The 13,552-nt window shown below is 58.5% G+C and carries 9 protein-coding genes and 1 pseudogene; 7 read left to right on the plus strand and 3 right to left on the minus strand.

What is annotated here, in order from left to right; translation table 11 throughout:
- The 6 genes from B5P46_RS28725 to B5P46_RS28755 form a co-directional block, all read left to right on the plus strand.
- A partial coding sequence (locus B5P46_RS28725; RefSeq protein WP_164986566.1) for an electron transfer flavoprotein subunit alpha/FixB family protein occupies window positions 1–788 on the plus strand: 788 nt, incomplete at its 5' end.
- Between the two features lie 15 nt (window positions 789–803).
- Window positions 804–1,499 (plus strand): dimethylsulfonioproprionate lyase family protein, encoded by a 696-nt coding sequence (locus B5P46_RS28730; RefSeq protein WP_129421702.1) that lies wholly within the window; start codon window positions 804–806, stop codon window positions 1,497–1,499.
- A 153-nt stretch (window positions 1,500–1,652) separates the two neighbouring features.
- Complete coding sequence (locus tag B5P46_RS28735) at window positions 1,653–2,780, plus strand: S-(hydroxymethyl)glutathione dehydrogenase/class III alcohol dehydrogenase (protein ID WP_129421703.1); 1,128 nt, start codon at window positions 1,653–1,655, stop codon at window positions 2,778–2,780.
- 3 nt (window positions 2,781–2,783) lie between these two features.
- Window positions 2,784–3,620: an S-formylglutathione hydrolase gene (gene fghA / locus B5P46_RS28740; RefSeq protein ID WP_129421704.1), complete on the plus strand. Its 837-nt coding sequence runs from the start codon at window positions 2,784–2,786 to the stop codon at window positions 3,618–3,620.
- Window positions 3,621–3,674: 54 nt separating this feature from the next.
- Complete coding sequence (gfa, locus tag B5P46_RS28745) at window positions 3,675–4,247, plus strand: S-(hydroxymethyl)glutathione synthase (protein WP_129421705.1); 573 nt, start codon at window positions 3,675–3,677, stop codon at window positions 4,245–4,247.
- Between the two features lie 652 nt (window positions 4,248–4,899).
- Window positions 4,900–6,411, plus strand: coding sequence for a lipopolysaccharide biosynthesis protein (locus B5P46_RS28755; RefSeq protein WP_129421706.1), 1,512 nt, complete (start codon window positions 4,900–4,902; stop codon window positions 6,409–6,411).
- Window positions 6,412–6,757: 346 nt separating this feature from the next.
- On the opposite strand, the pseudogene B5P46_RS28760 reads toward B5P46_RS28755, so the two are convergent.
- Together B5P46_RS28760 and B5P46_RS28765 are read right to left on the minus strand one after the other, a co-directional pair.
- Window positions 6,758–6,977, minus strand: a pseudogene (locus tag B5P46_RS28760) (IS66 family transposase); the annotation flags it as partial.
- Window positions 6,978–7,016: 39 nt separating this feature from the next.
- Window positions 7,017–10,436 carry an autotransporter outer membrane beta-barrel domain-containing protein gene (locus B5P46_RS28765; RefSeq protein ID WP_164986568.1) on the minus strand — a complete coding sequence of 1,140 codons (3,420 nt, stop codon included), beginning with the start codon at window positions 10,434–10,436 and terminating at the stop codon, window positions 7,017–7,019.
- An 814-nt stretch (window positions 10,437–11,250) separates the two neighbouring features.
- Here B5P46_RS28765 and B5P46_RS28770 point away from each other — a divergent pair.
- On the plus strand, window positions 11,251–12,264 hold the full coding sequence (locus tag B5P46_RS28770) for a GlxA family transcriptional regulator (protein WP_129421856.1): 1,014 nt from the start codon (window positions 11,251–11,253) through the stop codon (window positions 12,262–12,264).
- 6 nt (window positions 12,265–12,270) lie between these two features.
- Here the strand turns inward: B5P46_RS28770 and B5P46_RS28775 are convergent, their stop codons facing one another.
- The gene (locus B5P46_RS28775; RefSeq protein ID WP_129421707.1) at window positions 12,271–13,551 is read right to left on the minus strand and encodes a M24 family metallopeptidase; all 1,281 of its coding nucleotides are present in this window, start codon (window positions 13,549–13,551) and stop codon (window positions 12,271–12,273) included.
- Window position 13,552: the final 1 nt, after the last annotated feature.

Below are 13,552 nucleotides of genomic sequence, written 5' to 3' on the forward strand. Positions count from 1 at the left end.
CCGCCAAGCTTGCCGGCGTCTCCAAGGTGCTGCTCGCCGAAAGCGACGAACTCGCCAACAATCTGGCCGAACCGCTGGCCGATCTGATCGTCTCGCTCTCCGCCAGCTACGACACGATCATCTCCGCTGCCACCTCGGTCGGCAAGAACGTGCTGCCGCGCGTGGCAGCCCTGCTCGATGTCGCCCAGGTCTCGGAGATCATCGAGGTGATCTCTGCCGATACCTTCAAGCGGCCCATCTATGCCGGCAATGCCATCCAGACGGTGCAGGCGAGCGATGCCAAGAAGGTGATCACCGTGCGCACAGCTTCCTTCGCCTCCGCACCGGAGGGAGGTTCGGCAACGATCGAGGCGATCCCGGCGGTTACCGATCCGGGGCTTTCGACCTTTGTCGGCGATGCGCTGTCGGCCTCCGACCGGCCGGAGCTGACGTCTGCGAAGATCATCATCTCCGGCGGCCGGGCACTCGGCTCGGCGGAAAAGTTCAGGGAAGTCATCCTGCCGCTTGCCGACAAGCTCGGTGCTGCCGTCGGCGCATCCAGAGCCGCCGTCGATGCCGGTTATGCGCCGAACGACTGGCAGGTCGGCCAGACCGGCAAGGTGGTGGCGCCGCAGCTCTACATCGCCTGCGGTATTTCAGGCGCCATCCAGCATCTGGCCGGCATGAAGGATTCGAAGGTGATCGTCGCCATCAACAAGGACGAGGAGGCGCCGATCTTCCAGGTCGCCGACTACGGACTGGTCGCCGATCTCTTCGACGCCCTGCCGGAATTGCAAAAGGCGCTCTAGCGAGGGAGGCCGAACGTGGCGCGCGTCGTGGGACGTCCAATCAAACCTGGTGCCGACCTTCTCCTGAATGATGACGAAAAGCCGGCATATATACGGCTGCACGACATCGGGAGGGAAAGACGTTCTCGGCCGCTGCAGGAATTTCTCAATGATGTCGGCGGCCTGATGCTGTCGGCGGAGGCTCCAGCCGTCGCCAGCTTCGTTGCCGGCAAGGTCCTCCAGAGGCTGCTCAAGACCGGGAAGGTGCGTCCGGAGGGCGGGCCTCTTCCCGGCGCGCCCGAAGGGCTGAATGACGCCATCGGCCATCTTGCAAAATCGGGACGGAAATACGAGGCGATCGCCGGCCAGTTCCAGAGTCTCGCCGATAAGCTGGTCTGGAGACGCGGCCGCTCCGGTCCCTTCGCAAGCCTGAATTTTGGCAATACGCACTCCCATGCGGTCTTGGTCGGTCCCGGCGGCATGGAGGAACGCGCCGATCTCAGGGTCGGCGTGATCTACATGGATCGCTATACAAGATTTCCCGATCATGTTCAGACGCAGCCCCGCGCTTTCATTCTGCTTTCGCCGGGTGAAATCTGCCTTGGCAATTCCCAATGGTTCTCCGCCGGTATCGGCACGGTCTTTGCAAACGACGCCGGGCAATCCTTTGCGATAAGATGCACAGCCCGGCCACTGCTGGCGGTCTGGTGCCAGGTTGAGCGGGAGACGTGATGGGGTCCTTGGCGACAATGGGTCCGAGATGAACAAAAAGCTCGAACGCCAGAGCTTGAAGTCTCGGCGGTAACGCAGCGAAGCAGATCGGCGAGAAGCCGGTCGATCCGAATATGCAGCATCAGAATTCAATTTAAGAGGAAGGATATCAAAATGGACGTTCGCGCCGCCGTTGCCGTTCAGGCAGGAAAACCGCTCGAAGTGATGACTGTGCAGCTGGAGGGGCCGCGGGCCGGCGAAGTGCTGGTGGAGGTCAAGGCGACGGGCATCTGCCACACCGATGATTTCACTTTGTCGGGCGCCGATCCGGAAGGCCTCTTCCCGGCAATCCTCGGCCACGAGGGTGCCGGCATCGTGGTCGATGTCGGCCCCGGCGTCACCTCGGTGAAGAAGGGCGACCACGTCATTCCGCTCTACACCCCGGAATGCCGCGAATGCTATTCCTGTACCTCGCGCAAGACCAATCTCTGCACCTCGATCCGCGCGACCCAGGGCCAGGGCGTGATGCCGGACGGCACCTCGCGTTTCTCGATCGGCAAGGACAAGATCCATCACTATATGGGGTGCTCGACCTTTTCGAACTTCACCGTGCTGCCGGAGATCGCCCTTGCCAAGGTCAATCCCGACGCGCCGTTCGACAAGATCTGCTACATCGGCTGCGGTGTCACGACCGGCATCGGCGCGGTCATCAACACCGCCAAGGTGGAGATGGGCTCGACGGCGATCGTCTTCGGGCTCGGCGGTATCGGCCTCAACGTGCTTCAGGGTCTGAAGCTTGCCGGCGCCGACATGATCATCGGCGTCGACATCAACCCTGACCGCAAGGCATGGGGCGAAAAGTTCGGCATGACCCACTTCGTCAATCCGAAGGAGGTCGGTGACGACATCGTGCCCTATCTCGTCAACCTGACCAAGCGCAACGGCGATCTGATCGGCGGCGCCGACTACACCTTCGACTGCACCGGCAACACCAAGGTGATGCGTCAGGCGCTGGAAGCTTCCCACCGCGGCTGGGGCAAGTCCATTATCATCGGCGTTGCCGGCGCCGGCCAGGAAATCTCCACCCGTCCGTTCCAGCTGGTCACCGGCCGCAACTGGATGGGCACCGCCTTTGGCGGCGCGCGCGGCCGCACCGACGTGCCGAAGATCGTCGACTGGTACATGCAGGGCAAGATCCAGATCGACCCGATGATCACCCACACCATGCCGCTCGAAGACATCAACAAGGGCTTCGAGCTGATGCATGCGGGCGAGAGCATCCGCGGCGTTGTCGTGTACTGAGCCATGAAAACGATCTCGACCGAAAATTCTCATGGCGGCACTCAGGGCGTTTACGTCAATCGCTCGGATGTCTGCGGGTGCGACATGACTTTTGCGGTATTCCTGCCGCCGCAGGCCAAAGCGCGGAAGCTGCCGGTTCTATGGTACCTTTCCGGTCTGACCTGCACCCATGCGAACGTCATGGAAAAGGGAGAGTATCGGCGTCTTGCCGCAGAACTCGGTATGATCGTCGTCTGCCCCGACACCAGTCCGCGGGGCGATGCCGTTCCGGACGAACCGGATAATTGGCAGTTCGGCAAGGGGGCCGGCTTTTATGTCGACGCCACCGAACCGCCATTCGCGCAGAACTATCGGATGTACAGCTACGTCGTCGATGAATTGCCGAAGCTTATCGCCGCAGAGTTTCCGGTCGACATGACGCGACAGGGGATCTTCGGTCACTCGATGGGCGGACACGGCGCGATCACGATTGCGCTCAAGAATCCCGAACGTTTCGGCAGCTGCTCGGCCTTCGCGCCGATCAGCCATCCTTCCGTCTCCGGCTGGTCAAAGCCGGCATTCCGGAAATACCTCGGATCGGATGAGACGGCCTGGCGGGCATATGATGCCTGCTCGCTGATCGAAGACGGGCACCGGTTCCCGGAATTCCTCGTCGACCAGGGGACGGCGGATAGCTTCCTGGAGGATGGATTGCGCCCCGAAGAGCTCAGGCAAGCCTGCGAGACGGCTGGCATCAGCCTGCGGCTTCGCATGCAGGAAGGCTACGGCCACTCCTACTTCTTCATTTCGACATTCATGGAAGACCATCTGCGCTGGCACGCGCGGAGATTGGGAGACTGATTGCAGAGCTTGGCCGGGCATATCGCAAACGGCCCAGAAGGGGAGGAGAAACCCATGACCAGCATAGCCATACATCCGGCAGTGGATTCAGGCTTTCGGGCGACTGACGCTGCTTTCGCAGGCGGGACGCTCGTCTGCAAGTGCGCAAGCAACCCCGTGAAGGTCAGGATCAAGAGTGACATCGCCCACAATCATGCCTGCGGCTGCACGAAGTGCTGGAAGCCCGAGGGCTTCGTCTTTTCAGTCGTGGCAGTTGCGCCGACCGAAAGCGTCGAAGTTCAGGAGAATGGCGACAAGCTCGCCGTCGTCGATTCCGCCGCCTTGATCCAGCGTCACGCCTGCAAGGAATGCGGGGTGCATATGTATGGGCCGGTCGTGCGCGAACATCCGTTCCAGGGATTGTCGTTCGTCCATCCGGAACGCTTTCAGGAAAGCGGCTGGGCGAAGCCGGGCTTTGCCGCCTTCGTGTCGTCGATCATCGAAAGCGGCTTCGACCCCGCGAAGATGGACGCCGTCAGAACGCAGCTGAAGGCGTCCGGCCTCGAGCCTTACGATTGCCTCTCACCCGGGCTGATGGACTACATCGCAACCTGGATGGCCAAGAAGAGCGGCGTGCTAGTCGCTTAAGTCTTCCGGGGGGCGCCGCAAGCGCTCCCCGCCGCAATTCGCATATGGGGACATCCTGCGATGGCCGGCGGCCGGGCTTCGGAAGCATGGTGCTTAGGTCGGCCGCAAACATTCCCGCCGACTGCGACAATTCCATAGACTAGTTCCGTGGCGGCTCCCGCTTTGTCGGTCACTCCCGAACCGGCTGCGGCAAAGGCATTGCTACGGCGTGCCCTCCTTCGTCTCGGCCGCGACCGCTAAGCAGCGCTGTGGCTGGCGTCAGCGGCGCCGCGGCTTCTCGGCTTCCACGCCAAACACGAGATGACGCTCGAGCAGATCATGGCGTTCTCACAAAGACCATGTCCAAAGGAGGTCTACTGACGCTCGCGCACTTGTTCAAACTGGTGCAATAAAGTGAGACACTTTGCCTACTTCAATATGACGTACAGCAATTAGTCCTCCAATTGACTCTTCAAAATCGCAGATGTAAGTGCTGTTGGTTTTGAAATTGCAAGTAGAATATATGTGTCACTTGGGCGAAGGTGACTAAGAGAAAAGTTGACCGGCGGAACTTGGTACAAGTCGAGCCGATTTATGAATCTCAGTCCCGGGATTCCCGCGCCCGATCGGGTGCCTCAACCTTCCATAGTCTGATTATCGGTAGGAGCTCAGTTTGTCGGTTTTGCACAGCGACGATATTCTCTTCAGTCATGTCAGTGAGAACCGATCCGCCGCGGCCGTAAAGGGTGCCTTCTGGTCGGCACTCAGCACCCTCATTCCGACGGTCCTGACCTTCGCTGTTTTTGTGGTCACTTCTCGCGTCCTCCAACCTCAGGACTTCGGTCTTGTTGCGCTGTCGTTCAGCATTGTCTCCTTTGCAGCGAGTTTTGGGCCGACTGCTTTTGGCGAGGCGATCATCCAGAGGGCCGAGATCAGGCGCAGCCACCTCGATACGATATTCCTGCTTTCGCTTGGCTTTTCGTTCTTGGTCTACGGCGCCTTATGCCTGGCCGCTTCGTCGATCGCGGCATATGTCGGGCATAAGGAAGTCACCTATCTCATATACATCATGGGATTGAAGGTATTCTTCGACTTCACGGCCGTCGTTCCGAATGCGATCGTGAACAGGAAAATGTCCTTCCATCTGGTGGCCGTCCGCACAGTTATAGCGACCGTCACGTCTGCTTGCATTTGCCTTGTTTTGGTTCTCGCGGGTTTCGGCTTGTGGGCGCTCGCGATTGCACAGATCGCGGCCACGGCGGCATCATGCGGCGCTGCTTTCTGGGGTGCAGGGTGGTCGCCCGGACTTCACTTGAAGAGACAAAGCCTGAACGACCTCCTGCACTACGGCTTTTTTGCATCCGGCACTCGGTTTTTGCAGACGATGAGCTTGGACAACTTGATCATCGGCGTGCTCTTAAGCCCGTCGGCGCTCGGCATTTATAATTTCTCGAAGCGTTTGTTTGATATGATCAACAACGTCATCGCCGGGGGCTTAACATCTGTCACCCACGTCTTGCTGTCGTCGTTGCGGACCGATCCGAAGAAAGTTCGAGAAGCATTTCTCATGGCAACGTTTGGATGCGCTCTGGTTTCCTACCCCGTATTCATTGGCCTTGCCGCAGTTGCCGATGATGCGATCGCGACAATTTTCGGTGCGCACTGGATCGAGGCCGTCTGGCCGGTCCGGTTCTACTGCGTTATCGGGTTGATGGCCGGGATCGGCTACGTGCAGGCATCCTTGATCAAGAGCCAAGGAGAGATGGATTGGTGGTTTTACTACCAGCTGGCACGAAACCTCCTCACACTCCTGACGATCGCAATTCTCTATCCTTATGGCGTCACGACGATTGTTTTCGCCATAATGATCGAAGTTTTGTTGTTTTGGCCAATCACCAGCTGGAAGGTTTCGCAGCATATAGAGCTGAGTATCCAGGCATATCTGGCGCAATTCCTGCGGCCTACCATAGCCTCTGCAGGAATGGTTGCAGTCGTTTTCCTCCTCCACGAATTGCTCATTCATTGGTCCCCGTATCCACGCTTGGCCATAGAAGTCCTCGCAGGTGGCATCGCTTACTGCAGTCTAATATTCGTGCTGTGCAGGGCTCGTTTGAATGTCTTGATCGGCAGCATCAAGCAGGCTCGGCAGCGCAAAACCAAGGCCGGCGCGATGGTAAACCTGTAGCACATCAATAGCGATGGCCGGCACTGCTACCGACTTGTGTTGCAGGTCAACTCAACTGGCACCCAGCTGTCAAGTCTAAGTTCTGAACCGCCGCAGGATTTTGACCACCGGAGTGGGGTCTTCCGGCTTCATTCAGGGAGTTGGGCTGGTTACGCGTCCTCTTGTAGCCTCTGCGCCAATCCTCCATTTTTTCGCAGATGCTTACATGGGAGGAGTTCGATCTTGGCCCACTATTGCGTTGCGGTCGCTGTGATCCCCGGCTGCATATACTCTGGGAAAGGCGAATACGAAGCGATATGTTTGTCGGGCACGTTCTGCGACATAACGGCCGGCAACTGTATCGGCTTCGGTACTCGGCTTTGATGCGGTAGAGTTCGCTGATCCGCTTCAGGCCTCCTCAGCAATTGGCGTGGAGCCGTACGAGCAATCTCGACCAGCTTGCGCCGCGCATGCGCTCAACAGTAGGCAAGCCGGATATCGGGACCGATACGGTCCCGTGCGGTCAGGCGATTGTATCCCGCATATCGATCGACCTGGAGCACGCCTATAAACCCTTGCAATATCCTCCGAAGGGTAATTCAGGCAGTGGAATGTTGCGACTACCCTTAGAACTTCACCTTGAAACCTGCATTGAGGTTGAGGCTGTAGCTGTCAGCGAAATTGGACAAGCTGGTGTTGACGGAGACCTCACTGTAGATGGAGTACTTGTCATTATTCCAGTTATAGCTACTGCCAGCGCCGATGCCGCCCCAGGTTCGGTCATTCTCACTAGCAAATTGGACGCCTGATACTGCGACATCCGTCCCGTCCAGGAACTCATAATAAAGATTGGCGATGCCGTAAAGATGGGTACGGGTCGTCGTTCCTGAAGCGCCCTCCCAGGCATTTTCGTAATCTGCCGAAAGCCCCAGGCGGCCTTTAAGACTCTCACCAGCCCCGAGAGATACGTTGGCGCCGAAGGAGTCGGTGAAGTTATCGAAATTCACATTGGAATATGCGATCTGGGCCTGCGGGGTAAGCGTCCAGCTCTGGTTCAGCGCAAGTCTGTTGCCGGTCTCCAAGCTGAAGGCGTAGCCGAAACCGTCATTCCCTGTCGAGAGGCCACCGGCGATGTCGGAAGATAGGTCACTTTCATACCATGTCGCCTGCGCCTGCCCGTCAAGATAGAAGCCATTCTGACCATACCAGGTGAGCGTAGCGCCAATTCCATAGCCATCGGTATCGACTGTGCCATTGCCGAAGATGGAGGATACATCTGCGGATGCGTTGCCATAGTGAGCCGTGATGCCTCCCATGAGGGTGCCGCTGCCGCTTTCGTAAAGCTGTTTGTCCAGGCCGCCTTGGAACTTCCACGTATCCACATCGTAGTCAGCGGAACTCGTTGACGTTCTTGGATCAAAGCTTTCACGTGTGCCTTCGAAGCGCGCCCACAAGCCGCGTCCCTCGACGAAGGTCGGGCCTCCGTCCGACGGCTGCGGAGCCGGTTCCATCGTTCCGGGACCATCGCCCTGAGACAGCGTTCCATTGCCAGCTCCTGACCAATAGCGGTTGCCAAGACGTTGTTGCAGCGTTGGCAGTCCGTTTAGGCCGAGCAATGTCTGCGCGTACGCCTCATAAACGGGAACGCCGGGCTGGTAGAGCGGCAATGATGCCGGGTCAGCCGCGTCTAAAGCGGAACGAAGATACCAGTCACCATCGGTTGGCGTTGCGATGCCATTCTTGTATAGTCGGTAAGCGTAGGCGCCGCCAATAACGGCTTCCTCGCCCTGAAAGCGATAGTCTCCGTCAAGTGCAAAGTTGCCGGCGGAAGAGCCAGCAACATCGATCACCCTTATTCCTTCCACAGTCAGCGCTCCCTTGCCGCCAACATTATTGACGACAAGCGTCGTCGATCCTGACGTGTTACCCGCAACAACAAGCCTGTCGGTCGTTGATGCGTCATCGCCCAGCGCCGTGTTCAACCGTAAAGTGCCGCCTGCGCCCGCATAGTTGCCGCTGACAGTCAGCGTTGCTCCCGGCGCACCTCCGATATTGACCAAACCGGCATTGGTAAGCACGCTAAGGGTCTGATCAAAACCGGCCGCATCGAGGGTCCCGCCAGCAAGCACGGAAGTCGACGAAGTGGGGCTAAAGGCGTTGGTTGTGCCAGCGGCGAGCGTTCCGGCCTCGACCGTCGTTGCGCCTGAATATGTATTCTGCGCGGTCAGGATTGTCGTTCCGCCGCCGATCTGCCGGACGCTGCCGGAGCCTGAAATCACCCCGCCGAAACTCATGCTGTCGGAGCGATTGAAAGCAAGAGAACCGGTATTTGAGACATTTCCGACGATAGAACCGGAGGTGCCACCGTTGCCGAGCTGCAGTGTCCCGGCGTTGATGGTGGTTCCACCAGTGTAGGTATTGTTGCCGGCGAGGACCGTGGTGCCCGAACCGTTTTGTTCCACGGCACCCGAACCGGAAATAGTTCCAGGTACCAAAAATGCGTCGGAGCGGTTGAACGTGAGCAGGCTGTTGTTCAACACATCGCCTGAGATCGAGCCGCTAGTTCCGCCATTTCCAAGCTGGAGGGTACCTGCGGAAATCACGGTGCCACCACTGTAATTACTGTTACCCGTCAGAACGAGAGACCCTGTTCCTGTCTTCGTAAGTCTGCCCGGTCCGGTTACACCCTGTGCCAATGTCGAATTGAAGGCCTGTGTGTCAATCGTGCCGCCCCCGACATTCAGGGTCACTGCCCGGCTAGCCGATAAGTCGAAACTGCTGTTGAGTTGCAAGGTGCCGCTATTGAAGCTGACACCGCCTGTCGAGGCGCCCAGCGCATTGTCGGCCCCGACAGCGACAACGCCGCCATTGATGAAGGTTCCACCGGAATAGGTATTGCCTGCCGCGACAGAGGGTGCAAGCGTAAGGGTGCCCGCGCCGGTCTTTTCGACGGCACCGGTTCCGACGATCTGACCGACATAGGTGCCATTAACGGGCTGAGTGAACCGTACAAGGCCGTTATTGGTGATGTTGGCGACGTTGTTTGCGGGGACTAGCTGCGTTGGGAGAGCCTGTGCACGTGCTTCCAAGATACCAGCAGGATCGATGATGACCTGGCCGGTATAGTTGCTGTTTGTCCCCGTCAGAACAAGCGTGCCGTTTTGAACCGTAGCGACGGTAACACCGGTAATTGTGCCCGTCAGTGTCCACCTTCCAAGATCGTTTTTAACGAGGCTTTCAAACCCGGTGAAGTTGCCAGCCATGGACGACTGCCCGTCACCGCTGAGGAAGATTGCATCAGTGCCCAGGCCGCCGGTAAAATTGCCGGTAACGCTCGATCCTGTATATAGGCGCAAGATATCATTGCCGTTGGCGAGGTTGATACTGCCTCGAATTGTGCCTTTGTTGGTGAAGTCGAGCGCGCCGGCGCCCGATCCGCCGATGACGGTGCTTGTTGTTCCGTTTCCCGCTTCGATAATTCCGGTTTCATTATTGATCACGGTGTTCAGGCCGGACGTATTCTGAGACCAGATAGCGACAGCATTGTTCGCGTCGATGAGGCCACTGTTGGTAAGCACATTGCCGGTGCCCTGGAAGTTTACAGCTTCCGCGCTTCCCTGGGTCCCGAGGGCAAGGAGCTGCCCCCCCTGTTCAATCGTCACCGTGCCATTGTTGTTGACCTCAATGGCGTTGCCACCCGTGTTGAAATTGCCAATAGTGGAGACTGCCGTAGCGCTGACGAGGCCCCCACCGGCAATGGTGATGACCGCGCCGTTGCGCAGGCTGATAGCATTCAAGTCGCCGACAGCAACCTGCGAACCGGTTCCAACATTCACAGTGATGTTGTCTGCAGCAGCAGAATTGCCGGCGCCTACGGTGGTTGTAAACGGATTGGGAGCTGTCGCGTCGCAAGTGATTACACCTCCAAGTGTGACGCAATTCGCGAACGCCGTCGCCGGCGCCATGAATGAGCCTGCGATGAAGATTGCCGCGACGATCGACGAACGGGAGGCGCACGAAGCAAAGCCGGATGGGAGTTTCTGCATTCTCTATCTCCGAATCTTTTCTGCATCTTTTCTGCCTGCTTAACCTAAAACCGGCCGTCTGCCTGTGTTCGATCGGCAACAAAGTGGAACAAATTGAAACTCTCCCGCGCAGAATATTAATAGTTCGATTACAGGTAGCTCCGAAGTGCCGCTGAGGCCGCGGGTGGCCAATAACCGGCGGGGACCGGTAAGTCTTCGCGCGGTTGCGACCAATAATTGCAGTTGGATGTGGAGAGCCTCGGTGTGAAAACTGCTGGAGGCATCATTTGTGGACTGTTAGATAACATCTCGTAACGAGCGGCCGATTCACCCACATTCGGAGCCGCCCTCCGGTTTCTTTACCATTTGCTTCTGCGAGATTCCTGGGAAAGATGGAGAAGAGCGGCGCGACGTGCTTTAGCAGCGGGGTTCACGCTTGACCATGTGGAGGATCTTGCCGAGAAGCTCGTCGTATCCGAGGCATACGTGTCGCAGGTGAACGCGCGGAATGCGAGGCGTCGCGCTAACGACGCTCGACGAGATGACGCGCGTTTGGAATGTCACGATCGAAGGTTTGTTTGCGGCCACAGAAGACGATCTCGCCAGCGTGTCAACGTTTAAGGTCGCCGCGGGAACAGGAAAAGAAGGTTGCCGAGATGTCCTCCTGATTACCTGCTCTTGGTGGTCCAGATTAAACCAGAACCTTTCCTCTATGCCTTTGTCATTCGGGATTGGCGCGGGTGACCAGGCACAATACTATATTGGTCAACGATAGCGGTCCAATGACAGGGTTTTCAAAATTCGACGAGCGCGTTCGAAGGAGCAGGAGATGACTATGCGACCCGAGCAGCATCGACAGGCAGACGACGCCGCGAAGTCGGCTGGCCGGCTCAAGGTCGGTTTCGTTCTGGCGCGATCGTTCACGCTGTCCGCCTTCGCGCTCTTCGTGGACACGCTGCGACTTGCCAGCGACGAGCAGGATCGTTCCGGAAGGGTCCTTGCCGACTGGCAGGTGATCGGCAGCACGCGGCACCTGATCACCGCGAGCTGCGGCGTCCAGGTCGCTCCGACATCCGATTTCGTCGATCCGTCGAAGTTCAATTACATCGTCGTCGTCGGCGGCCTTCTGACGGTGGAGAACCCTGTCGACCAGCAGACCATCGCTTTTCTCAAGCAGGCGGACGCCAAGAAGGTGCCGCTGATCGGCGTGTGCACGGGTTCGTTCATCCTTGCTGCGGCAGGCCTGATGAAGCGGCACGAGTCCTGTGTGAGCTGGCTGCATTATAAGGAGTTTCGGGAGCGGTTTCCCGACCTCAGCGTTCGCTCCGATCGGCTCTTCAATCTCGATCGCCAGCGCGGATCGTGCGCAGGCGGCAGCAGTTCAGCCGACATGGCAGCGTTGCTGGTCCGAAAATGTATCAGCCGCGACGCCGAACGAAACGCGCTGGAGGTCCTTCAGATCGAAAAGGCCCGGGCTCCGGCCGACATACAGCCCCGGCGTCCGCTCTACGACGACTATGACGACGCCCGCGTCAAGGCGGCGATGATTACGATGGAACAGTTCGTCGACGGCAGCATGTCTATACAGAAGCTTGCCGCCACGGTTGGCCTGTCACGGCGGCAACTGGAGAGAATCTTCATCGACAAGACGGGGATGTCTCCTGCCAAGGCCTATAATCGTGTTCGCATGGAGCGGGCGAAATCGATCCTTGCCCAGTCGAAGGCGCCACTGATCGAGATTGCGCTGGATGTCGGCTTTGAAAACGCCTCGCAGTTCACGAGAACGTTCAAACGCACATTCGGGCAAACGCCGTCGCAGCATCGTGCAGCCGCTGCGAGAGCGCACTGAGCTTATTCAGATATCTTCCCACGGAAACGTGTCCAGCCGCTCAGCGCCCCTTGCCGTGATCAGAGCCTGGGTTTCCAGCTTGATGCTTTCGGATCCGGTTTCGGCGATCAGGCTTTCGATGTTGAGAACCATGCCCTCCTCGATGATACCGCTGAAGTCACGGTCGAAATCCGGATGCAGAAGGATCCCCGGCCATTCGTCCGCCATTCCGGTTCCGTGCAGAGCAAGCGTGTATCGATAAGGCTGGGATTTTACTGGAATCCGCCACGACAGCGCATTGAACTCTTCAAACGTCATACCGGGCTTCAGGATGGCGAGATTGTGCTCGATCTGATCCCTGGCTGCGGCGTAGAGTTCCTTCTGCTTGGCGTTCATCGCAACGTGTCCCGCGGTCCACGAGCGCGAGAGGTCGGCGCAATAGCCGTAGGGTCCGATCATGTCGGTGTCGAAGGATATCATCTCCCCGCGTTTGACGACGTAGTCCGAGCATTCCTGATACCAGGGGTTCGTTCTGGGGCCTGCGGTCAAGAGCTTGGTCTCGAGCCATTCGCCGCCGCTCCGTGCGTTTTCGAAGTGAAGCTCGGCCCAGATCTCTCTTTCGGTGCGGCCCGGCTCGGAAACCTCGTACATCCGCGCCATGCCTGCTTCGCAGACACGGATCGTCCATCTCATCAGCTCGATCTCCTCAGTGCTTTTGATGGATCGCGCCCGCTCAGCCAGCTCCTGACCGTCTAAGAGCATGAAGCCGCGTTCCCGCAATTCGAACGCGCCGGCGGGTTCGAGCCTGTCCACCGCCACGCGCTTGTTGCCGCCATTGCGGCTCAAGAGGTCCGCGACCTCGTCCGCCCAGGCTTTCAGGCGGGGTTCCATAAGGTTTCCGGCCGTGAAGAATATCCATGACTTCGCCGGCCGGATCTCGTCGATGCCGGGAAGCCCGTCATTGACGTGTTCGGCACCTTCGAATTCGAAAAGTATGGCCGGACCATCGGCGAGAATCAGAGCGTAGCGCGAGGCATTGTGCATCGTCCAAATGCTCATATTCGATGAATCGAGGGCATATCGGATGTTGACGGGGTCGTAGAGAAGCAGGGCGCCGCAGTCCCATTCGCGCATCTTCCTGCGCAGGCGCTCCAGACGATAGCGGCGAGCCCGATCGAGCGTCGTGGCCGGCAAAGGACTGATAAGGGGCCGATCCGCTCCGTCGGGATTGAGGTATGCCTGCTTTCGCTCATCTTTGAAGACCGTCGAGCCGGTCAGCTCAACGGAATTGCTTTCCTCTCGCAGCATC

It is taken from the genome of Rhizobium leguminosarum (genome assembly GCF_004123835.1).
Classification (GTDB): Bacteria; Pseudomonadota; Alphaproteobacteria; order Rhizobiales; family Rhizobiaceae; genus Rhizobium; species Rhizobium leguminosarum_M.

Bases quoted from the DNA above. Each gene is read 5' to 3' on its own strand.
- B5P46_RS28735 (WP_129421703.1), top strand. From the start codon at position 1,653: ATGGACGTTCGCGCCGCCGTTGCCGTTCAGGCAGGAAAACCGCTCGAA.
- fghA (WP_129421704.1), top strand. From the start codon at position 2,784: ATGAAAACGATCTCGACCGAAAATTCTCATGGCGGCACTCAGGGCGTT.
- gfa (WP_129421705.1), top strand. From the start codon at position 3,675: ATGACCAGCATAGCCATACATCCGGCAGTGGATTCAGGCTTTCGGGCG.
- B5P46_RS28765 (WP_164986568.1), bottom strand. From the start codon at position 10,436: ATGCAGAAACTCCCATCCGGCTTTGCTTCGTGCGCCTCCCGTTCGTCG.
- B5P46_RS28770 (WP_129421856.1), top strand. From the start codon at position 11,251: ATGCGACCCGAGCAGCATCGACAGGCAGACGACGCCGCGAAGTCGGCT.
- B5P46_RS28775 (WP_129421707.1), bottom strand. From the start codon at position 13,551: ATGCTGCGAGAGGAAAGCAATTCCGTTGAGCTGACCGGCTCGACGGTC.